Source organism: Streptomyces sp. A2-16 (assembly GCF_018128905.1).
Classification (GTDB): domain Bacteria; phylum Actinomycetota; class Actinomycetes; order Streptomycetales; family Streptomycetaceae; genus Streptomyces.
Genome location: NZ_CP063808.1, coordinates 2,728,013 through 2,749,079, shown reverse-complemented (window position 1 = coordinate 2,749,079; position 21,067 = coordinate 2,728,013). Strand labels below are relative to the sequence as shown.

The following is a 21,067-nucleotide window of genomic DNA, read 5'->3' as shown; positions in this document are numbered from 1 at the left end:
GGGATGCCGTAGGGTACGGCCACTGATCCCGGGGGCCGAGGGGATCGGGGGATGGGGGAACCCCAGGTGTTCATGTCTCGTCGGCGCGAGTCGGGCACGCGCTCCGGCTTACGCGGCCGTCTCACCCTGCTCGTCCTGCTCGTGGTGCTCGCGGGCAGCCCGTGGGCGCAGCGGCCGCTCTCGGACTACTACAACCAGAAGTTCTACATCGAGCTGTCCGACGACACATTCCTGCGCTGGCTCGTGGAGGCCGCGTTCCTGCCCCGCTGGGAGGTGTCCGCCGAACGCTACGGCAGCACGTCCTCGCTGGTCGTGAACGATCTCGCCGTCCTGGTCCTGCTCGCGGGGCTCGTGTTCTTCGCCCGGCGGCTGTCGACCGGCAGGGCGGCGCGCCCCCTGCGCTGCCTCGCCGCGGGCGTGCTGGCCTCGGCGCTGGCCAACCTGTCCTGGTGGGGCCTGCACGAGGCATTCGTCGACAATGTGCCGCTCGCACCGGCCGACCTCCTGGTGAAGGACCTGCTGCGCAGTTCCCTCCTGTTCGGCCTCGCGGCCGGCGCGCTGCTCGCCCTCCTCACCGCCGGTCCGCCGGGAACAGTCACCAAGGGCTCCGTGGGAGCCATGACGGCGCGGCTGGGCCGCTGGAGCAAGGGAGGGCTCGGCATGACAACCGCGCCGGTCCACATGCCGGTCGGGAGCGCACCGGGTGACGTCACCCGGTACCTGTGCGCCGCGGCCTACGTGGACGAGAACTTCGCCGACCGCGTGGTGGAGGACATCCTGGCCGACGAGGCCGGTGCCGTGGCTCCCTCGCCCGAGGTCGACCTCGTGACGGTCGTACGGCACTGTCTGACGGCCCAGGAGATGCGGCACCGCCGGGATCAGCGGCTGACGGGCGCGTTCGCGCTCGTGGCCGTGTTCGCGCCGCTGTGGCTGCTGTTCTTCACCCTGTTCCTGTCGACCACCCGACGCGCGGCCGGCCGTCCCAGTCTGGCCACCCGCGGCCGACACCAGCCCGGCAACAGGGTGTTGGTGGGCACGGCCGTCGCGGCGGGCTTCACGGTGCTCTTCGCCTTCGCCATCGGCTTCGCCCTCTCGACGCTTCCCACCCCCGCGTTCGTGAGCTGGTTGCTGGGCTCCTATCTGGCCGGGGTGCCGGCCGCGTCGGTGTCCGTCGCTGCGGTGGCGCTCGCGTACATGACGGTCGTACGGCACGAGCTCGCGGTCGACGAACTGCTGCGCACGACCATGACGCGCGAGGCGTTCTCCCAGCAGCCGCGGCCGACCGTGCCGCCGCGGAAGTGGATGGCCGACCGGCTGGCGGCCGTCCGGGAGGCGCAGGACGGGAACGTCACGGTGTACAGCGGGTACACGCCCTTCGTCGGCTACTCCCCGGCCGCCTCGCAGTGGTCGCTCGCCGTGCCGCTGCTGCCCGCCGGCGATCCCGTCGGAAAGGGTGCGCGCCCCGGCGGCCCGCAGGCGTTCGCCGTCACCGAACTCGTCGACCATGTACGCGCGTGGCTGTCGGCGACCGCCACGCGTGGCGTGCCCGACGCGGCGGCGAACGGCGACGCACCCCTCGGGTCCCTCGTGGTGGAGGACCGCGTCTTCGCGAGCGGCACGGCCGTCGGCGACGACGAGCGGTTCATCAGGGCCAGGAGCCTCTCCCCCGTCGCCCGGCTCTCGGCCGAAGAGGTCGCGGGGATCATGCGACACCCCAGCGGTGCGGTCCGGCACTGCCTGGCGGTCCATGTGCCGCTGTGGGGCGGGGACGTGGTGCCGAGCGTGTTCCTGCACTTCTCGACCGAGGGCGGAACGCTCCATCTGCACTGCAGCAACCATGTGCTCGGCCCGGTGCGGGCCGACTTCCACGTCGTGGACCGGCTGCGCGGCCCCCTCTCCGCCGACGCACGGCGGGGGCTGCTGCTGGACGCCGTCCCCGGCATGGGCCGGGCCTTCTTCGCCGCCCCGTTCCGGGCCCTGCGCCAGGCCCGCTTCGAGGAGCGCCACAGCAGACGCATGGGGGACGAGCTCAAGGCCCTCCAGCAGGACCCGGTCTACGACTTCGGCGCCCGGCTGAGCATCCGGGAGCTGGCGGTGAGCCCGAACTACCAGAACTACTTCCAGGTCGTGGACGCCACACGGATCACGTCCCTGGTGGAGCGCCACACCCTCGCCGCGATCCGCGAGTTCCTCGACGCGCGCGGCTACGACATCACCGACTTCCGCGCCCAGCAGCAGACCATCCTCAACCAGGGCCTCATCCAGCAGGGCGGCACGAGCATCATCGGCAACCAGGCGATCGGCACGCACGCGACCGCCACCCAGCACGTCCCGCAGCAGTCCGGCGCGGCCGCGCCCGTCGCCGGTTCCGGCACGTAGGAGGTCCTCATGACGGGCAACGACAACAGCCGGCAGGACCCGCCGGTCAACAACGGCGTCATGATCAGCGGCGGCACGCACTACGTCGGCAACCAGGCCGTGGGGCACGGCGCCCAGGCCTACTCCGGCGCGGTCTCGTTCCAGCCGCAGGACGCCGAGCGCACGGCCGAACTCCTCGCGTACGTCGAGCGGTTGCTGGAGGAGCACCGAGGGGCGCTCGCCGATCCCGAGGCGACGACCAGGGAACTGCGCCGCCTGCGCGAGGAACTCGACGAGGCCGAACCCCAGCCGACAGTCCTGCGCCGCGCCCTGGACCGCCTCAACGAGTTCGTCCAGCCGGTCACCCCCCTCGTCGTGGCGGTGGGCCAGCTGGCGCAGTCGGTACAGGGGCTTCCGGGGATCTGAGGGCGGGGTGCCGAGGGACTCGGGTGACCGGCGGGCCGTGACGGGCGGCCGGGGTGCCGAAGGGCTCGGTGACCGGCGGGCCATGTCGGGCCGCCGGGGTGCCGAAGGGCTCAGGTGACCGGCGGGCCGTGACGGGCCAAGGGCGGCGGCGGACCCGCGGGATCGGCGCGGCCGCTTCGGGGGACGAACCGGCCCGGGCGCGGACGAGGGGTGTCGGCCTTCGAGCGCCGGACGGCGGCTGCCGCGAGGGCGGACGCGAGCGGTGGCCCGACCGGGCGGAGCGGCGATCTGGACGGACCGGGGCTGGTGGGCCTGCGACGGAGCGGGTCCGGTCGGCCCACGACGAAAGCCGGCCTGGTCAGCCTGCGGCGGAGCCGGTCTGGTCAGCCCACGACGAAACCCAACCTGCTCAGCCTGCAACGGAGCGGCTCCGGTCGGCCCACCACGGGACCCGGCCTGGGCGGCCCGCGACGGAGCCGGTCTGGTCAGCCCACGACGAAACCCAACCTGGTCAACCTGCAACGGAGCGGCTCCGGTCGGCCCACCACGGGACCCGGCCTGGGCGGCCCGCGGCGGACCGGGTCCCGCGATCGGGATGTGGTGCCTCGCGGCCGTCCGGCCCAGTTCGGCCTGCGGGTGCCCGGGCCCGTGTGGCACGGTTCTGGGAGACGAGCGGGAAGGGTGCGCGCATGGGTGATCTCTTTCTGGTCCGGCACGGGGAGACCGAGTGGTCGCGGTCCGGACGGCACACGGGCTGGACGGACGTACCGCTGACCGAGCGCGGCCGGGAGGAGGCGCGCCGGCTGGTGCCGCTGATCCGCTCCCACCGCATCGGAGCCGCCTTCGTCAGCCCCCTCCAGCGGGCCCGGGAGACCGCGGAGCTCATCGGACTGCACGACCTGCGGGTCGACGTCGATCTGCGGGAGTGGGACTACGGCGGCTACGAGGGCATCACCACCGTCGAGATCCAGCGGGAGCGCCCGGACTGGTTCCTGTTCACGGACGGGGTGGCACCCGGCCCGCCCGACCACCCCGGAGAGAGCCCGGAGCAGGTCGGCGAACGGGCCGACCGCGTGCTGGCCGCGGTGGACGCGGCGCACGCGAACACCGAGGGGTGCGTGGTGCTGGTGGCGCACGGCCATTTCCTGCGCGTGCTCACCGCCCGCCGACTCGGCCTGCCCGCGTCGGCCGGGGCCCTGTTCCAGCTGGCGACGGGGACGCTGTGCCGACTGGGGACGGAGCACGGGCGGCCGGTGATCGCCGGGTGGAATGTCAGACCCCCGTCGTAGCCTTCGAAACGGAGGGGGTCGCTGATGCGTACGGCCGTCGTACGGCCCCTCCCGGGGAAGGAGCACGCCGTGACGCGACCGCCCACCGCCGCACAGCGGCGTGTCATCGACGCCGCCGATCCCGTGACCGGACGGCTCAGGGGCACCGAGTCCCAGCTGGACGCGCTGGTGAAGCGGGGCCTGGCCTTCCGGCATCCGCGGCCGCCGCACGACCATTTCCTGACACCGGCCGGCCACCGCATCCGCGAGACGGCCGAGGCGGAGCCGCAGCCCCCCGCCGAACCGGCGCCCGGCGTGTTCACCGCACAGGTCGGCGGCACCGAGGCCGCGGACACCGGTCCGGCCCGAGCGCGTGAGGTGCACAGCGCCTGGCAGGGACTGCTGGAGCTGCGCCGGATGACCGACCCCGCCGGGGCCACCGACCGCCCCTGCGGCTGGGAGCGCGCGCATCTCGTCCAGGCGGCCGCGCTGGCGCTGGAGGCGGCCGGGCACACGCCGGAAGCGGGGGGCTCGCCCGGCTACCGGGTGCGCGCGACCCCGCAGCCCGAGGCCGTCGCCGTGCACGCGGCGGACGGCGAGGCGCTGCGGGCCTGCGCGATCACCCTGGAGGCGGCCGGCTGGCAGGCCGGGGAGTACACGGAGCCGCGGACCAGGACCCGGTACCTGCTGGCCTCACCGCGCCGGGTGTAGGGGGCACGTGTCAGGATCGGTGCTGCAACTGCCGTGAGGTGAGAGGGGATTGACATGAGCGAGCCGTTTTCCGTGCCGGTGACCGTCCGCGGGTACGAGACGGACGTGCAGGGCCATCTCAACCAGAGCGTGTACCTCAACTACGCGGAGCACGCCCGCTGGTCGCTGATCAGGGCCGCCGGGATCACCCAGGCCGGGCTCATCGGCAGCGGCGTGGGCCCGGTGGCCCTGGAGACCACCATCAGCTACCGGCGCGAGCTGCTCGCCGGTGACGAGGTCGACGTGACCTGTGTCTTCGAGTGGGGCGAGGGCAAGACGTTCCGAATACAGCAGACGATCCGCAAGAAGGACGGCACCGTGGCGGCCGAGATCACGGCGGTCGGCGGACTGCTGGACCTCAAGGAGCGCCGCCTGGTCGCACACCCCGTCCAGGTCTTCAAGGAACTGGCCACCGACCCCGGCCTGTTCGGCCTCTAGCTCAGGCCGGCTCCGGCTCCCGCTCGGCGTCGTAGCTCGCCCGCGCCTCGGCGATGTAGACCCTGTTGCGCTCGGCCCAGTCGGTCAGGCGTTGCAGGGTCTCGTGCAACTCGCGGGCGACCGGGGTGAGTTCGTACTCGACCTTGGGCGGCACCGTCGGATGGACGGTCCGGGTCACGAGGCCGTCGCGCTCCAGGTTGCGCAGGGTCAGGGTGAGCATGCGGCGGCTGATGCCCTCGATGCTGCGCTCCAACTCGGTGAAGCGGATGGGTCCGTGTGCGGCCGCGACAAGGATCTGCACGCTCCATTTGCCGGAGACCCTGTCAAGAACTTCCCGCACCGGACACGCGTGCGCGTTCACTACCTGGACGGTAACACCGGTGTTCCTCTGGGACATCGGACTGCCTCCTTACGCCGTTCTCCATGGTCACCGACGATGTTCCCCGTTACAAGTCGTGCGCTTGAGCCACTTGTCGGAACCCATGGAACGCGGAGGCAACGCCGCCATGACGGCCATCGTCGAAAACCCGACGCGAACACCGCACCGAACGTACTCCCGCTGGACGGCCCTCGTCGTCCTGTGCGCGGGAACGCTCATGACGATCCTGGACGGCAACATCGTCACGGTCGCCATGCCGGCCATACAGAGCGACCTCGGATTCTCGGGTTCTGGCCTCGCCTGGGTGGTCAACGCCTATCTGATCCCGTTCGGCGGGCTGCTGTTGCTGGTGGGCCGGCTGGGCGACCTGGTCGGCCGCAAGCGGATGTTCGCGGCGGGGCTCGCCGTGTTCACGGCCGCGTCCGTGCTCTGCGGGGTGGCGACGGGCCAGGGCATGCTGATCGCGGCGCGGGCCCTGCAGGGTGTGGGCGGGGCGATGACCTCGGCGGTGGTGCTCGGCATGCTGGTCGCGCTGTTCCCCGAGCCGCGTGCGCAGGCCCGTGCGATCGCGGTGTTCAGCGCGGTGGGCGCGGCGGGCGGGGCGCTCGGCACGTTCCTCGGCGGGGCGCTGACGCAGGCCCTGAACTGGCACTGGATCTTCCTGATCAACCTTCCGATCGGAGTCGTCGCCCTGCTGGCGGCGGTGCGGGTGCTCGACGCGGACGAGGGCGAGGGCCTTGGCCGGGGTGCGGACTATCCGGGGGCCGTGCTGGTGACGGGGGCGCTGATGCTGACGGTGTACGCGATCGTCGGGTCCGGCGACCGCGAGGTGACCGGCACGCTGCTCCTGGCGCTGGTCGCCCTCGTCCTGTTCACCGCGTTCGGTCTGCGCCAGGCGCGTGCCGCCCGCCCGCTGCTGCGGCTGCGGCTGTTCGGCTCCCGGCTGCTCTCCGGCGCGAACGCCGTGCAGATCCTGATGATCGCCACGATGTACGGCTTCCAGTTCCTCGGCGCGCTGTACCTCCAACGCGTCCTGGGGTTCGGCGAGTTGCTCACCGGCACGGCGTTCCTGCCGGCGCCGATCGTGATCGGGGTGCTGATGCTGGGGCTGTCGGCACGGACCATCGGGCGGTTCGGGGCGTACCGGGTCCTGCTGGCGGGGCTCGTGCTCATCGTCGCCGGGATGGCCCTGCTGAGCCGTGTGCCGGCCAACGGTTCGTACCTCGCGGACGTCCTTCCCGCGCTGCTGTCGCTGTCCGTCGGCTTCGCCGCGGCCATGCCCGCGCTGACCGGGCTCGCCATGTCGGGGGCTCGTGAGGAGGACGCGGGGCTGGCGTCCGGGCTGTTCAACACCACGCAGGTGGTGGGTGGTTCGCTGGGGCTCGCGGTGCTGTCCGTGCTGGCGGCGAGTCGCACGGAGGGGTTGCTGGCGGGCGGGGCCGAGGTGGTCTCGGCGACGGCCGAGGGGTATCAGGCGGCGTTCCGGGTGGGGACGGCGATCGCGGTGGGGGCTCTCGCCCTGGCCGCGGTGGTGCTGCGGCCGCGGGCGGGGGCGAGGGGCTGAGGGCCACGGCTTGCCGTCCGGCGGGTGCGGGTGCGGGTGCGGGTGCGTGGAGCCGAGCGCCCACGGACCTGCCACGTCGTGTCGTCCGGCGGGTGCGGGTGGGTCGTGGCCGGGCGCGCAGTTCCCCGCGCCCCTGGGTGGGTGCGGTCGACGTGGCCGCAGCCGTATCCCGGATCGGCGCGGGGAACTGCGCGGCCTCAGCCCTCGCCCCCGCCCCCTCCCCCTCCGAACGCCCCCGCGTGGTCCCGCGCCCACTCGCGGTACGTCCGGGCGGGGCGGCCCAGTACCTCCGCCACGTCCCCCGTGACGACCGCGTTGCCGCCCTCGGCCACGAAGCGGACGCTGCGCAGCATTCCCTTCGCGGCCTCCTCGCTCCAGCCGGAGGCGACCAGCAGGTCACGGGTCTGCGGCGGGGTCAGGTCCCGGAGTTCCACAGGGACGCCGAGCACCTCTCCCAGCGCGGCCGCCTGGTCCTGGGGGGTGAGCGTCTCCGGACCGGTCAGGGTGTACGTCCGCCCCTCGTGACCGGGACCGGCCAGCGCCGCGACCGCGATCTCGGCGACGTCCCGCGGGTCCACGACCCCCTGCCGGCCCGAGCCCAGCATGTTGGCCACCGGCTCGCCCGAGCGGATCGCCCCCGCCCAGCTCAGGGTGTTCGACGCGAAGGCCGAGGGCCGCAGGATCACCCACTCCAGGCCGCTCCCGCGGACCGCCTCCTCGCCGTGTCCGTGCGCGATGCCGCCCAGGCCCGTCCTGGGGTCCCCCGCGCTGATCGCGGAGAGCTTCACCACCCGCCGTACCCCCGCCGACCGTGCCGCCTCCACCATCCCCCGGTCGCTGTCGGCGTCCTCCGGTCCGAAGACGCCCACGAGGAAGGCGGTGTCGGCGCCCGCCATGGCCGACGCCACGGAGGCGAGGTCGCGGTGGTGCCCCCGGGCCGCCTCCGCTCCCGGCGGCAGCTGGGCCCCGCCGGGGTCCCGGGTGAGCGCGCGCACCTTCTCTCCGCGCGCCACGAGCTGTCGTACGACTTCGCTTCCGATGGTGCCGGTGGCACCGGTGACAAGGATCATGACCACCACCGTGGGCCCCGTACGGCCCCGGTCGATAGGAAATTCCGGCACGTTTCGCACGCCCGAACCCGGCGGTCCCGCGCTTACCGTGGATGCGTGACCAACTCCGTTTCCGAGCGGGCCCCGCGCCCTCCCGACGGGCTCGGTCCGTGGATCGCAGGGATCGGGACCCTGGCCGTGGAGGCGGATCCGCGGGAGCCGCTCGTCCAGCTGCCGGACCCCGCGACCAAGGTGCTCATCCGCAGCGAGGCGCGGGGCGGGCCCACCCTGCTGGTCTCCGGGCCGCGCGTCCGGGCCACCTACCACGCGGGCAAGCGGCACGTGTCCTGCACGGAGATACGGCTGGCGCCCGGGGCCGTCCGGCCCCTGCTCGGCCTCCCGGCCGTCGATCTCGTCGGGCGGGTCCTGCCGCTGGGCGCCCTGCCGGGCCGGACGGCGCGGCGGCTGGCGCACGAACTCGCCCGCCTGGAGCCCGAGGAGGTGCCGGCCCGGCTCATTGACGTCCTCCCGGACCGGCTGCCCCGCGCGGCCGACGGGGCACGCGCCGAACTGCTGCGCGCGGCGGTCGCCGCACTGTCCGTCAGCTCGGACCGCACACCCGGGCAGGTCGGCGATGTGGCTCGTGAACTCGCCGTCAGTGAGCGCCAGTTGCGCAACCTGTTCAGCGAGGGCGTGGGGCTCTCGCCCAAGCACTACGCCCGTATCGACCGGGTCCGCGCGGTGCTCGCCCACGCCACCGAGCTGGCCCCGGCCGAACTGGCCGCCGTCACGGGCTACTACGACCAGTCCCACATGGCGTCCGACTTCCGCACCCTGATGGGCGTCCCGCCGCGCTCCTACTTCACCGGACGGCTTCCCGCCCCCCGCTCCTGCCAGGGGATCGACAGACTGTGACCCGATTCCACAGTGAGCTGCCACCGGTCCCCCACGGCATTCCCAAGTCGGCGCGCGACTCTCGACTCCCCCGCACCGCGCCCTGCTTGGAGATGACGTGGCCCTCCTGTCCAGAACCGCCGCCCGCCGCACCCTGCTCGCCGCCCTCGGGGCCGGGGTGCTGAGCACCCGGTGGCCGTCGGCCGAGGCCGCGGACCCGACCGGGCTCGACGACCCGGTCAAGAAGGACCTCGCGATGCGGCTGGTGTCCAGCGCGGAGAACTCCTCGCTGGACTGGGAGGCGCAGTACGGGTACCTCGAGGACATCGGGGACGGCCGCGGCTACACCGGCGGCATCATCGGTTTCTGCTCCGGTACGAGCGACATGCTGGCGCTGGTCGAGCTCTACACGGAACGGGTCCCCGCCAATCCCCTGGCCCCGTATCTGCCCGCCCTGCGTGCGGTGGACGGCACCGACTCGCACGACGGGCTGGACCCGGGCTTCCCGGCGGCCTGGCGGACCGCGGCGCAGACGTCCGCGTTCCGTGCGGCCCAGCGGGACGAGCGGGACCGCGGCTACTTCGACCCGGCGGTCTCGCGCGCCAAGGAGGACGGCCTCGGTACGCTCGGCCAGTTCGTCCACTACGACGCGATGGTCATGCACGGGCCCGGCACCGACGCCCTGAGCTTCGGCGGCATCCGCGACCGGGCCCGCGCGAGCGCGGACACCCCCGCGGACGGGGGTGACGAGACCGCCTATCTGCACGCGTTCCTGGACGCCCGGGTGTGGGCGATGAGGCAGGAGGTGGCGCACCATGACGTCAGCCGGGTCGAGACGGCCCAGCGGGTCTTTCTGGAGCAGGGCAATCTCGACCTGGACACACCGCTCAAGTGGAAGGTGTACGGGGACAGTTACGAGATCGGCTGAGCGGGGACGGCCTCCATGGGGTGGGTGACGTCGGTCGCGTCCCCGCCCCGACCGAGGTGGTTGAAGAGCAGGTTCAGTACCACCGCGGCGACGCAGCCCGTGGAGATCCCCGAGTCCAGGACGATCCTCACGGTCTCGGGGAAGGCGTGGTAGAACTCCGGCGCGGTGATCGGGATGATGCCGACGGCCAGCGACACGGCGACGATCAGGACGTTGTTGTCCTTGTCCAGGGCCGCCTTGACGAGGGTCTGGATGCCGCTGGCGGCCACCGAGCCGAACAGGACGACCCCGGCGCCGCCGAGCACCGGGCGCGGGACGACGGCGATGAGGGAGGCGGCCATGGGGCACAGGCCCATCAGCACCAGGAAGGCGCCGCCGGTGGCGACGACGTAGCGGCTGCGGATCCTCGTCATCGCCACGAGCCCGATGTTCTGGGCGAAGGCGCTGCACATGAAGCCGTTGAAGAGGGGGCTGAGCGCCGAGCCGAGGGTGTCGGCGCGCAGCCCCGCGGCGATGGTCCTCTCGTCGGCCGGGCGCTCGACGATCTCGCCCAATGCCAGCATGTCCGCGGTCGATTCGGTCATCGAGACCACCATCACCACGCACAGCGAGACGATCGCCGCGAGCTGGAACTGCGGGGCACCGAAGTGGAAGGGGGTCGGGAAGCCGACGACGGCCGCCTCGGCGACCGGGCCGAAGTCCGTGGCGCCGAAAGGGATCGCGAGGAGCGTGCCGGCCACCAGGCCGAGCAGCACGGCGATCTGCTTGACGAAGCCGCGTGTGAAGCGCCGTAGGACAAGCACGATGACGAGCGTCCCCGCGGCCAGGCCCAGGTGGGTCGTCGAGCCGTAGTCCCGCGCCGTCGGGTCGGGGCCCTGCGCCCAGCCGAAGGCGACCGGCAGCAGCGAGATGCCTATCAGGGTGATGACGGTCCCGGTGACGACCGGCGGGAAGAAGCGGATCGCCTTGCTGAAGAAGGGGGCGGCGAGGAAGCCGAGGAGTCCGGCGACGATCACCGCGCCGAAGATCACCGGCAGGGCGTCGGACTTGTCCTCGGTGGAGGCGACGACCGCGGTCATGGGGGCGACGCCGGCGAAGGTGACGCCGTTGACGAAGGGCAGCCGGGCGCCGATCCGCCAGATGCCGAGGGTCTGCAGGAAGGTGGCGAGGCCCGCGGTGAACAGGCAGGCGCCGGTGAGGAAGGTGAGGTCGGCGGGGGAAAGGCCGATGGCCGCGCCGACGATCAGGGGTGGGGCGACGACTCCGGCGTACATGGCGGCCACGTGCTGCAGGCCCGTGGTCGCCATCTTCAGGGCGGGGAGTTTCTCGTCGACGGGGTGTACTGACACTGCGGCTCGCCTCCGGGCGGTTACACGGCGGCCGGCAAGCGGTGCCGTGGGTTTCATGGAGGTGGTGCGAGTGGTCGTGCGGGACCGGAACGGAGACCGTTCCGGGGCGCGTGCGTCCAACACGCGCCCCGGGCACGGCCGCCGTGGATCCCGCAACCGGGGTCCACGGCCGCCGGCCGGGAGCCGTCCCTCCCGACCGGAGTTCTTGTGGAAGTGGTCAGCCCTGCGCGGCGATGCGCGCAAGGCGCTGGGCCTGTTCCCGTGTGGAGCGGGCGACAGCGTCCTCGTCGACGTGCAACAGGCGTCCGTCCTCGACGATCTGACGGCCGTTCACGAACGAGGCGGTGACCGGTGCGGCCGCGCCGAAGACCAGCGCGGTCACCGGGTCGGCGATCGAGGCGTGGGCGAGGGTGTCGAGCTTCCAGAGCACCAGGTCGGCGAGCTTGCCCGCCTCCAGGGAGCCGGTCTCGGCCGCGCGACCCAGGACCTGGGCGCCGCCGTAGGTGCCGAGCCGCAGCGCCTGCCGGGCGTTCAGGGCCGCTTCCCGGTGTGCGCCGAGGCGGTTGATGAGCAGGGCGTTGCGCAGCTCGGTGTGGAGTTCGCCGGACTCGTTGGACGCGGTGCCGTCGACGCCGAGGCCGACCGGGACACCGGCCGCGAGCATGTCCGGGACCCGTGCGATACCGGCGGCCAGACGGGCGTTGGACGAAGGACAGTGGGCCACACCCGTCTTCGTACGGGCGAAGGCGGCGATGTCGGAGTCGTTCATGTGGACGCAGTGCGCCATCCACACGTCCTCGCCGAGCCAGCCGGTGGACTCGAAGTAGTCGGTGGGGCCCATGCCGAACAGTTCCTTGCAGAACTGCTCCTCCTCGACGGTCTCCGAGCCGTGGGTGTGCAGCCGTACGCCCAGGCGGCGGGCCAACTCGGCTCCCTGGCGCAGGAGTTCGGTGGAGACGGAGAACGGCGAGCAGGGGGCCACGGCGACCTGGGTCATCGCGTCGAAGGAGGAGTCGTGGTGCTCCCTGACGGTCGCCTCGGTCGCGGCGAGGGCACCGTCCAGGGTCTCGACGGCGAAGTCCGGGGGCAGCCCGCCGTCCTTCTCGCTGCGGTCCATGGAGCCGCGGGCGAGGGTGAAGCGGACGCCCGTCTCGCGGGCGGCGCGGATGATCGCGCCGGACAGGTCACCGGAACCGGCGGGGAAGACGTAGTGGTGGTCCATGGCGGTGGTGACGCCGCCGCGGGCCATCATCGCCAGGGAGCCCTGGGCGGCCGCGTAGACCATCTGCTCGTCGATGCGCGCCCAGGTCGGGTAGAGCGCGACGAGCCAGTCGAAGAGGTTGTGGTCGGTGGCCAGGCCCCGGGTGATCCACTGGTAGTAGTGGTGGTGGGTGTTGACCAGGCCGGGGGTCACGAGGTGGCCGGTGGCGTCGATACGGCGGTCGACGTTCTCCAGGCCCTCGGGCGCCCTGCCCGCGCCGAGCGACTCGATGCGGTTGCCGGCGATCACCACGTACCCGCTCGGGTACTCGGTGTCGCTCGCGTCCACGGTCGCGATCGAACAGTTCTCGATGACGATGCGCCGCTCTGCTGCCATGGTTTCGTCCTTTGCGCTGAGGTGGAGAGGGCACGGCAGGACCCCGGGAGTTTGAGTGCCGCGGCCGGTGAGCCCTTACAGGCCCTTCCCGGCCGCGGGTGCCGCGATGGAGTTGCTAGAGGTTCGTGAGGTCCACCGGGATCCTCGGCTCGACGCCGTCCCGCAGGACGGTCGCCTCGATCAGGCCGTAGGGCCGGTCGGCGGCGAAGTACACCTCGTTGTCGTTCTTGAGGCCGAACGGCTCCAGGTCCACCAGGAAGTGGTGCTTGTTGGGCAGCGAGAAGCGCACCTCGTCGATCTCGGTGCGGTTCTCGATGATCCGGGAGCCCATGGCGTAGAGGGTCTGCTGGAGGGAGAGGGAGTACGTGTCCGCGAAGGCCAGCAGCATGTGCTTCTTGACCTGGGCGTACGACTCCTCCCAGTCCGGTGTCTCCTCGGCGTCGTCGGTCCAGTTGAAGCGCCAGCGGCCGGAGACCTCCGTCGCCAGGATCCGGTCGTAGGCCTCCGGGAGCGTCGTGTACTTGTCCTTGACGTAGCCCCAGAACTCGGAGTTGGTCGAGTTCATCACGGTCAGGTCCTTGAGCCCGGAGACGACCTCCCAGGACGAGCCGTCGTAGGTGATCTGCGTCAGACGGGTCTCCTGGCCCTGGCGGACGAAGGAGTGGGCGTCCTGACCGGGCGTCACGATCCGCTCCCAGGCGTACTCCTCGATGCGGATGCGCGCGGTCCTGATCGGCTCCTGCGAGGTCACGAAGTGGCGGGCGAGGTGGATGCCGAACTGCTCGGCGGACTCGATGCCGTGCTCCTTGGCGAACGCGTACACCGTGTTCTTGGTGGTGTCGGTCGGCAGGACGTTGGCGTTGGAGCCGGAGTAGTGGACCTCTTCCATGTCGCCGGAGAGCGCGACGGAGACGTTCAGGTCCTTGATGTGGTGGGTGGCGCCGTCCCGCGTGATCTTGACGACTCGGTTCTCGGCCTTGCCGTACTGGTTCTGTCCCAGGATGGGCATAGCTAGCTCCCTCGGTAAACGGAGTAGCCGAACGGGTTGAGCAGCAGCGGTACGTGATAGTGCTCGCCGGGCACGACGGCGAACGTGATCGCCACCTCCGGGAAGAACACTGCGGCACCGCTGTCCCGATTCGCGGGGGCGTCCTGCTGCGCATCGGCTTGCTTGGTCAGGAAGTACGGTTCGACCTCGAAGTCGAGCCGTACGTGGGTGGTTCCCTCCGGCGGCGCCGGCAGGTCCTTGCACCGCCCGTCCGCGTCGGTGGCGGATTCGCCGAGCGCCTGCCACGGGGCGTGCCGGCCGCCGCGGGAGGCGAGTCGGACGGTGACGCCCTCGGCGGGGCGGCCGACGCTGGTGTCCAGGATGTGCGTGGACACGGATGCGGTGGTGCTCGTGCTCATGGTCAGACGTCCTCTTCAGTCTTCCTCGACGAGTCGGGCGAGCCGGATGCGGTTGATCTTGCCCAGTTCGGTGCGGACGATCTCGCGTTCCCGCTCCGGTGAGTTGCCGATCCGCTCCTCGACCGCGTCGCGCATCTGCTCGCCGGTGCGGCCGGTCGCGCAGATCAGGAAGACATGGCCGAACCGCTCCTGGTAGGCCAGGTTCAGTTCCAGCATCTGTGCCCTGAGCTCGTCGGAGGCTCCCGCCATGCCGCGCTGCTCACGGGCCGAGGCCGGGTCGCCCGGCTTGGGGCGGCCGATCGGCGGGTGAGCGGCCATCGCCTCGGCGAGGTCGTCGGCGGTCAGCTCGGCCATGGCGGCGTCGCTGGTGGCGTAGAGGTCCTCTGCGGTCGCGTAGGGGCGGCCGGCGAGCAGACGCCGAGCCCACGCCGTCGAGGCGCACGCCTCGAGGAGGACCGCATGGGCCGCGTGCTCCTCCAGGACGTTGAACCGGGCCAGGCCGGGGGACGTGGAAGTCGAAGTCACGGGAGTCAGCTAACGCCCCCACGCGACATCACGTCAACACTTTGTTGAAAATTCGGGGTTACGAAACCCCGCCGGGCTCCATGCCTACGCTTTGTCCCGGTTCAGGTAGTTGTAGACCGTGAAGCGGCTCACCCCGAGGGCGCTCGCCACGGTCTCCACGCCGTGCCGTACGGAGAAGGCGCCGCGCGCCTCCAATATGCGGACGACCTCCTGCTTGGCCTTGCGGTCCAGGTCGGCGAGCGGCTTGCCGCGCTTGCGCTCCATGGCGGCCAGGATGTGATCGAGGGAGTCCGCGAGCTGCGGAAGCCGTACGGCGACCACGTCGGCACCCTCCCAGGCGAGCACGACGTCGTCGGGGCCGGCCTCGTCCGGCGGGAGCATCTCGCCACCCATGGCGTCGACCAGCGGTTTGACCGCCGCGACGAACGGCTCGTCGGCGCTCACGCGTCAGCCTCCCCGACCACGTTGACCTGGAGGGAGATCCGGGTGGCACCGGATGCCAGGGTCCTGCGGAGGAGGGCGTCCACGGCACCGAGCACCTGCTCGGCACCCCCCTCCGCCGTGTTCCCGAACGGGCCGACGTCCACCGCGTCCAGCTCTGCGCCCTCGATGACCTCGCGGGCCACGAGCGCGTGCGCCGGGGCCTCGTCGAGGTCGAACGGCTCGGTCGTGAACTCCACTCTCAATCGCACGCGCACAACCTAACGCGCGGTGCCGTTTTCCGCCGAGCCCTCTTGACAACGCCGTCGACCCGACGGCAATCTTCCAATAAGCAGAAACTAACTTCCGCATTACGGAATAAGACGACACGGAAGGGGGCGACGCGAATGCCGGCTTTTGGATCGAGCACAGCCGCAGAGCAGCGCTTCAACGTCAACCTGTCGATCCTCTTCACGGAACTCCCGCTCCTGGAACGCCCCGCGGCCGCCGCCGCGGCCGGCTTCACCGCGGTCGAGCTGTGGTGGCCCTGGGTCGACACCCCCACCCCCGAGCGGTCCGAGCTCGACGCCCTGAAGAAGGCGATCGAGGACGCGGGCGTCCAGCTCACGGGCCTGAACTTCTACGCCGGCGAACTGCCGGGACCGGACCGCGGCGCCCTGTCGATCCCGGGCGAGGAGTCGGACCGGTTCCGCGCCAACATCGACGTGGCCGCCGACTTCGCCCAGTCCCTGGGCACCAAGGCGCTCAACGCCCTGTACGGCAACCGCGTCGAGGGCGTGGACCCGGCCGAGCAGGACGCGCTGGCGCTGGAGAACCTGGTGCTGGCGGCCCGGGCCGCCGACCGGATCGGCGCGGTCCTCCTGATCGAGGCCCTCAACAAGCCCGAGTCACCGCTGTATCCGCTGGTGAGCGCGCCCGCCGCGGTGGGGATCGTCGACAAGGTCAACGCCGCGACCGGCCTCGGCAACGCGAAGTTCCTGATGGACCTCTACCACCTGTCCATGAACGGCGAGGACCTGCCGGCGGTGATCGAGGAGTTCACGGCGAAGACCGGCCACGTCCAGATCGCCGACAACCCGGGCCGCGGCGCGCCGGGCACGGGGACGCTGCCCCTGGAGGAGCTGCTGGGCCTGCTGGCCAAGGCCGGATACGACGGCTGGGTCGGCCTGGAGTACAAGCCCGGCGACCGCCCCAGTTCCGAGGCCTTCGACTGGCTGTCCCGCTGATCCCCCGTATCGAGAGGCACTCCCCATCATGAGCAATCTCCCCAAGATCGCCTGGATAGGCCTCGGCATCATGGGCTCCCCCATGTCCGAGAACCTGGTCAAGGCGGGTTACGACGTCACCGGCTTCACCCTCGAACAGGACAAGCTGGAGCGGCTGGCCGCCGCCGGTGGCACCGCCGCCGGTTCGATCGCCGAGGCCGTGCGCGACGCCGACGTGATCATCACGATGGTGCCCGCCTCCCCGCAGGTCGAGGCCATCGCGTACGGGCCCGAGGGCATCCTGGAGAACGCCCGCTCCGGCGCCCTGCTGATCGACATGTCCTCGATCACCCCGCAGACCTCGGTCGACCTGGCGAAGGCCGCGAAGGACAAGGGCATCCGCGTCCTGGACGCCCCCGTGTCCGGCGGTGAGGCCGGGGCGATCGAGGCCGTGCTGTCCATCATGGTCGGCGGCGAGCAGGCCGACTTCGACGAGGCCGAGCCGGTCTTCGAGGCGCTGGGCAGGACCATCGTGCTGTGCGGTCCGCACGGCTCGGGCCAGACGGTGAAGGCCGCGAACCAGCTGATCGTCGCCGTGAACATCCAGGCGTGCGCCGAGGCCGTGGTCTTCCTGGAGAAGTCGGGCGTGGACCTGAAGGCGGCGCTCGACGTCCTGAACGGCGGCCTGGCCGGCTCGACCGTGCTGACCCGCAAGAAGGACAACTTCCTGCGGCGCGACTTCAGGCCGGGCTTCCGGATCGACCTGCACCACAAGGACATGGGCATCGTCACCGACGCCGCCCGCAACGTCGGCGCGGCCCTGCCCGTCGGTGCCGTGGTCGCGCAGCTGGTCGCCGGCCTGCGGGCGCAGGGCGACGGCGGCCTGGACCACTCGGCGCTGCTGCGAGGCGTGGAGCGTCTGTCGGGCGCCCAGGTCTGACACCCCGAAGACTCCGGGCGGCGCCCTCGCTGACATCTGTCCTGTCGCGCCCAGGCGGTGGCGCCGCCCGGAACCACACCGGCCCCGAGGCCGGAGCACGTGAGCGGGGAGCACCTCGCTCACCACGCAGACTCCCTGACCGCACCCGAGGCGCCCGGCGACCCGGATGAGGGGTGGTCGCCCGGTACCGGGTGCGGACAGGGGAGGACCGCGGCGGCCCGCGAGCCAGTGCGGTGGTGAAGGTTCCGAGGCCCTCCTTCTTCGACCTGAGGGAAGGAGCGCGCCCCGGCTCCGTCGTGGCCGCCGCGGTCCCGGCAACACCCGGCAGTACGGCAGAGCGCCGGACACGGACGGTTCCGTGTCCGGCGCTCTGCCGTACTGCCGGGGTGCGTACTGCCGCGGATCGCAGGACCCTGAAGGCATGGCAGCACATCCAGCACAGCATCCGCATGTCGTGGTGCACGCCCCCGCCCTGGACGGGTCGAGGCGGGTCACCGTGGACGACACGAATCTCGGGGTCGCCTCGCACCTGGACGACGTCGTGGAGCTGCTCCGGCTCGCCGACCTGGACCAAATCGAGGTCGAGGACGACGACATCGTGGAGTGGCAGGGCGGCGGTCCCGACGACTGGCCCGGACTGTCCGAGCACCAAGAGCCGTGAGCGGGCGTACGGCAGCGGTCGTAGGACGGCTACGGAACCCTCAAATCAACCTCTGAACCTGATTCAGGGGGCTTCAACCAGACCCTGCCTCGGGCACATTCTCTACACGTGAGGCCCGCCGGCACGGGGGCGGCGGGCCACACGACGGGGGACGGCTTCGGGGGAGCCGGGCACGAAAGGGCGGTCCGGCCTTCACGGCGGGACCGCCCTTCGACTGTGCGCGGGTCCTCAGACCTTGAGCGTCCTGATCGACGTCGGCGCGTGGGCCGGCTCCGTCGCGATCTCCTCGAACTCGACCACGTTCGCGATGTCGTTGGTCGTGGACATCGAGATGTTGGTGACGCGCTCCAGGATGGCCTCGACGACGACCGGGACCCGGAACTCGGCGGCGAGCTTCTTCGCCTGTTCGAGGGCCGTGCCCAGGTCCGCCGGGTCGGTCACCCGGATCGCCTTGCAGCCGAGGCCCTCGGCGACCTTGACGTGGTCGACGCCGTAGACGCCCAGCTCCGGGGAGTTGACGTTCTCGAACTCGAGGTTGACCTGGAAGTCGATGTCGAAGGCGCGCTGGGCCTGGCGGATCAGGCCCAGGTAGGAGTTGTTCACCAGGACGTGGATGTACGGAATCCGGTGCTGGGCCCCGACGGCCAGCTCCTCGATCATGAACTGGAAGTCGTAGTCCCCCGAGAGCGCGACGACCTGTGCCTCCGGGTCGGCCTTGGCGACGCCCAGCGCGGCCGGGATCGTCCAGCCGAGGGGGCCCGCCTGGCCGCAGTTGATCCAGTGCCGGGGCCTGAAGACGTGCAGCATCTGCGCGCCGGCGATCTGGGAGAGGCCGATCGTGGAGACGTACCGGGTCTCCGGGCCGAAGGCCTTGTTCATCTCCTCGTAGACGCGCTGCGGCTTGATGGGGATGTCGTCGAAGTGCGTACGGCGCTGGAGGGTCGCCTTCCTCTCCTGCGCGGAGGCCGCCCAGGCCGAGCGGTCGGGGAGCTCGCCCGCCGCCTTCAACTCCCTTGCCACCTCGACGAAGAGCTCCAGGGCCGCCTTGGCGTCGGAGGCGATGCCGTAGTCCGGGGGGAAGATCCTGCCGATCTGGGTCGGTTCGACGTCGACGTGGACGAACTTCCGGCCGGCCGTGTAGACGTCCAGCTTGCCGGTGTGGCGGTTGGCCCAGCGGTTGCCGATGCCGAGGACGAAGTCGGACTCCAGGAAGGTGGCGTTGCCGTAGCGGTGCGAGGTCTGCAGGCCCACCATGCCGGCGTTGAGCTCGTGGTCGTCGGGCAGGACGCCCCAGCCCATGAGGGTCGGGACGACCGGGGTGCCCGTCAACTCGGCGAACTCGACGAGGAGTTCGGCGGCGTCGGCGTTGATGACACCGCCGCCGGCGACGATCAGCGGCCGCTCGGACTCGTTGAGGAGAGCGATCGCCTTCTGGATCTGCGCGCGGCTCGCGGCCGGCTTGTAGACCGGGAGCGGCTGGTAGGTGTCCGGGTCGAACTCGATCTCGGTCAGCTGGACGTCGATCGGCAGGTCGACGAGGACCGGGCCCGGGCGGCCCGAGCGCATGAGGTGGAAGGCCTGCTGGAAGACGCCGGGGACCTGGGCCGCCTCCAGGACGGTGACGGCCATCTTGGTCACAGGACCCGCGATCGAGGCGATGTCGACGGCCTGGAAGTCCTCCTTGTGGATCACCGCGGTCGGGGCCTGGCCCGTGATGCACAGGATCGGGACGGAGTCGCCCGTCGCGGAGTACAGACCGGTGATCATGTCGGTGCCTGCGGGACCGGAGGTGCCGATGCAGACACCGATGTTGCCCGGGTGGGTCCTCGTGTATCCCTCGGCCATGTGCGAGGCGCCCTCCACATGGCGGGCGAGGGTGTGGTGGATGCCCCCAGAAGCCTTGAGCGCGGCATAGAAGGGGTTGATCGCCGCGCCGGGCACACCGAACGCGTCCGTGACCCCTTCACGCTTGAGGATCTCAACTGCCGCGCGGGCAGCGGTCATTCGAGCCATCGAGTACTCCTGTCGGATACGTACTCCCGTCGCGCCCCGCCGTGAGCACTTCCGTAATACGGAATATGTTTTCTACTATCTGGAAGCAATGTAGGTGGGTGGGTGAAGACCGTCAAGGGGCGGACAACCGGGCCGGTCCTGGAGGACGATGAGGCCATGTCCGAGAGCGTGTCGGTCCGCTGTCCGGTCTGCCGGCGCGAGCACCTCTACCCGGTGCCGTCGTACCCGTGCGAGTGCGGCGCCCCGGTCCGTCCGCCGCTGGACCGGCACGGCGCGCCCACAGCCGTCGCCCACCAGGTGTGGGACGAGTCCTGGGTCGCCGTGGAGTGCGCGGTCTGCGGCCGCAGGGCCGACTGGCCGCAGCCGGAACTGGGCTGTGGCTGCGGGGCGCTCCTGCGGATTCCGGTGGCCGGGGACACCTGCCCGGACGCGGAGCCGGAGGGAGACCCGCCCGCTCCCCCGCGCCGCGCCTTCCAGCCCATCACGATCCGCACCGCGCGCGACGCGGTCACCGCCGCCGCGCTGTATCTGCGCTGGCTCGGCTACCAGGACATCCGGCGCGCGGACCAGCGGCCGCCGTCCGGGATCGGTCTCGCGGCCCGCGGACTGCTGGCCCAGGTGGACCCGACCGTGCGGCCGGCCGCACCGCGGGACGTGGAGTGCCTGTGGCTGACCGCCATGACGGAGTCCGCGCACTGCGTGTACTTCTCACTGGCCGGCTACACCACCGAGGCCCGCACCCGCGCCGACTCCCTCGGCGTCCCCCTGTTCGTCCTGGACCTGACGGGCACGCCGCAGCCGGTGAACGGCCTCGCCGACGAACTGGGCGCTGCCGGAGGCTGAATTCCCGTCGCCCGGGACCCCGGCGGTGCCCG

General features: G+C 71.6%; 22 protein-coding genes. 12 read left to right on the top strand and 10 right to left on the bottom strand.

What is annotated here, in order from left to right:
- The first annotated feature begins 51 nt into the window (after nucleotides 1–51).
- The 5 genes from IOD14_RS12405 (at nucleotide 52) to IOD14_RS12385 (ending at nucleotide 5,240) form a co-directional block, all read left to right on the top strand.
- Nucleotides 52–2,379, top strand: a complete 2,328-nt coding sequence (locus tag IOD14_RS12405; RefSeq protein ID WP_249125901.1) for a hypothetical protein — start codon at nucleotides 52–54, stop codon at nucleotides 2,377–2,379.
- A 9-nt stretch (nucleotides 2,380–2,388) separates the two neighbouring features.
- Complete coding sequence (locus IOD14_RS12400) at nucleotides 2,389–2,784, top strand: hypothetical protein (protein WP_123994645.1); 396 nt, start codon at nucleotides 2,389–2,391, stop codon at nucleotides 2,782–2,784.
- 689 nt (nucleotides 2,785–3,473) lie between these two features.
- Nucleotides 3,474–4,073 (top strand): histidine phosphatase family protein, encoded by a 600-nt coding sequence (locus tag IOD14_RS12395; RefSeq protein WP_123994646.1) that lies wholly within the window; start codon nucleotides 3,474–3,476, stop codon nucleotides 4,071–4,073.
- A 69-nt stretch (nucleotides 4,074–4,142) separates the two neighbouring features.
- Complete coding sequence (locus IOD14_RS12390; protein ID WP_123994647.1) at nucleotides 4,143–4,763, top strand: hypothetical protein; 621 nt, start codon at nucleotides 4,143–4,145, stop codon at nucleotides 4,761–4,763.
- Between the two features lie 54 nt (nucleotides 4,764–4,817).
- A complete protein-coding gene (locus IOD14_RS12385) occupies nucleotides 4,818–5,240 on the top strand; it encodes an acyl-CoA thioesterase (RefSeq protein WP_212670256.1) in 423 nt (140 codons plus the stop codon).
- A 1-nt stretch (nucleotide 5,241) separates the two neighbouring features.
- Here the strand turns inward: IOD14_RS12385 and IOD14_RS12380 are convergent, their stop codons facing one another.
- Nucleotides 5,242–5,637, bottom strand: coding sequence for a helix-turn-helix domain-containing protein (locus IOD14_RS12380; protein WP_123994649.1), 396 nt, complete (start codon nucleotides 5,635–5,637; stop codon nucleotides 5,242–5,244).
- 109 nt (nucleotides 5,638–5,746) lie between these two features.
- On the opposite strand from IOD14_RS12380, the gene IOD14_RS12375 reads away from it, so the two are divergent.
- Nucleotides 5,747–7,183 carry an MFS transporter gene (locus IOD14_RS12375; protein WP_212670255.1) on the top strand — a complete coding sequence of 479 codons (1,437 nt, stop codon included), beginning with the start codon at nucleotides 5,747–5,749 and terminating at the stop codon, nucleotides 7,181–7,183.
- 197 nt (nucleotides 7,184–7,380) lie between these two features.
- Here the strand turns inward: IOD14_RS12375 and IOD14_RS12370 are convergent, their stop codons facing one another.
- Complete coding sequence (locus IOD14_RS12370; RefSeq protein ID WP_212673256.1) at nucleotides 7,381–8,262, bottom strand: NAD(P)H-binding protein; 882 nt, start codon at nucleotides 8,260–8,262, stop codon at nucleotides 7,381–7,383.
- An 87-nt stretch (nucleotides 8,263–8,349) separates the two neighbouring features.
- On the opposite strand from IOD14_RS12370, the gene IOD14_RS12365 reads away from it, so the two are divergent.
- Both IOD14_RS12365 and IOD14_RS12360 read left to right on the top strand, forming a co-directional pair.
- On the top strand, nucleotides 8,350–9,147 hold the full coding sequence (locus tag IOD14_RS12365) for a helix-turn-helix domain-containing protein (RefSeq protein ID WP_212670254.1): 798 nt from the start codon (nucleotides 8,350–8,352) through the stop codon (nucleotides 9,145–9,147).
- A 157-nt stretch (nucleotides 9,148–9,304) separates the two neighbouring features.
- A complete protein-coding gene (locus tag IOD14_RS12360; protein ID WP_249126264.1) occupies nucleotides 9,305–10,054 on the top strand; it encodes a chitosanase in 750 nt (249 codons plus the stop codon).
- Here the strand turns inward: IOD14_RS12360 and IOD14_RS12355 are convergent.
- The 7 genes from IOD14_RS12355 to IOD14_RS12325 all read right to left on the bottom strand — a co-directional run bounded on the left by IOD14_RS12355 (nucleotide 10,039) and on the right by IOD14_RS12325 (nucleotide 15,624).
- A complete protein-coding gene (locus tag IOD14_RS12355) occupies nucleotides 10,039–11,403 on the bottom strand; it encodes a nucleobase:cation symporter-2 family protein (protein WP_123994653.1) in 1,365 nt (454 codons plus the stop codon). The two genes, IOD14_RS12360 and IOD14_RS12355, sit on opposite strands and share 16 nt — an antisense overlap.
- A gap of 217 nt (nucleotides 11,404–11,620) precedes the next feature.
- A complete protein-coding gene (locus IOD14_RS12350; RefSeq protein ID WP_212670252.1) occupies nucleotides 11,621–13,000 on the bottom strand; it encodes an 8-oxoguanine deaminase in 1,380 nt (459 codons plus the stop codon).
- Between the two features lie 115 nt (nucleotides 13,001–13,115).
- Nucleotides 13,116–14,009 (bottom strand): factor-independent urate hydroxylase, encoded by an 894-nt coding sequence (pucL, locus tag IOD14_RS12345; RefSeq protein WP_123994655.1) that lies wholly within the window; start codon nucleotides 14,007–14,009, stop codon nucleotides 13,116–13,118.
- Nucleotides 14,010–14,011: 2 nt separating this feature from the next.
- Nucleotides 14,012–14,407, bottom strand: a complete 396-nt coding sequence (gene uraH / locus IOD14_RS12340) for a hydroxyisourate hydrolase (protein WP_123994656.1) — start codon at nucleotides 14,405–14,407, stop codon at nucleotides 14,012–14,014.
- Between the two features lie 15 nt (nucleotides 14,408–14,422).
- Nucleotides 14,423–14,932 (bottom strand): 2-oxo-4-hydroxy-4-carboxy-5-ureidoimidazoline decarboxylase, encoded by a 510-nt coding sequence (uraD, locus tag IOD14_RS12335; RefSeq protein ID WP_212670251.1) that lies wholly within the window; start codon nucleotides 14,930–14,932, stop codon nucleotides 14,423–14,425.
- A gap of 84 nt (nucleotides 14,933–15,016) precedes the next feature.
- Complete coding sequence (locus tag IOD14_RS12330) at nucleotides 15,017–15,325, bottom strand: helix-turn-helix domain-containing protein (protein WP_123994958.1); 309 nt, start codon at nucleotides 15,323–15,325, stop codon at nucleotides 15,017–15,019.
- A 47-nt stretch (nucleotides 15,326–15,372) separates the two neighbouring features.
- Nucleotides 15,373–15,624, bottom strand: coding sequence for a hypothetical protein (locus tag IOD14_RS12325; protein WP_123994658.1), 252 nt, complete (start codon nucleotides 15,622–15,624; stop codon nucleotides 15,373–15,375).
- Nucleotides 15,625–15,759: 135 nt separating this feature from the next.
- On the opposite strand from IOD14_RS12325, the gene IOD14_RS12320 reads away from it, so the two are divergent.
- The 3 genes from IOD14_RS12320 (at nucleotide 15,760) to IOD14_RS12310 (ending at nucleotide 18,179) form a co-directional block, all read left to right on the top strand.
- Nucleotides 15,760–16,599: a TIM barrel protein gene (locus IOD14_RS12320; protein ID WP_123994659.1), complete on the top strand. Its 840-nt coding sequence runs from the start codon at nucleotides 15,760–15,762 to the stop codon at nucleotides 16,597–16,599.
- A 28-nt stretch (nucleotides 16,600–16,627) separates the two neighbouring features.
- Complete coding sequence (locus tag IOD14_RS12315) at nucleotides 16,628–17,518, top strand: 2-hydroxy-3-oxopropionate reductase (RefSeq protein ID WP_123994660.1); 891 nt, start codon at nucleotides 16,628–16,630, stop codon at nucleotides 17,516–17,518.
- Nucleotides 17,519–17,939: 421 nt separating this feature from the next.
- Nucleotides 17,940–18,179: a hypothetical protein gene (locus IOD14_RS12310; RefSeq protein ID WP_123994661.1), complete on the top strand. Its 240-nt coding sequence runs from the start codon at nucleotides 17,940–17,942 to the stop codon at nucleotides 18,177–18,179.
- Nucleotides 18,180–18,407: 228 nt separating this feature from the next.
- Here the strand turns inward: IOD14_RS12310 and gcl are convergent, their stop codons facing one another.
- Nucleotides 18,408–20,192 (bottom strand): glyoxylate carboligase, encoded by a 1,785-nt coding sequence (gene gcl, locus IOD14_RS12305; RefSeq protein WP_212670250.1) that lies wholly within the window; start codon nucleotides 20,190–20,192, stop codon nucleotides 18,408–18,410.
- A gap of 156 nt (nucleotides 20,193–20,348) precedes the next feature.
- Here gcl and IOD14_RS12300 point away from each other — a divergent pair, with 156 nt between their 5' ends.
- Nucleotides 20,349–21,035, top strand: a complete 687-nt coding sequence (locus tag IOD14_RS12300; RefSeq protein ID WP_123994663.1) for a hypothetical protein — start codon at nucleotides 20,349–20,351, stop codon at nucleotides 21,033–21,035.
- The last annotated feature ends 32 nt before the right edge of the window (nucleotides 21,036–21,067 follow it).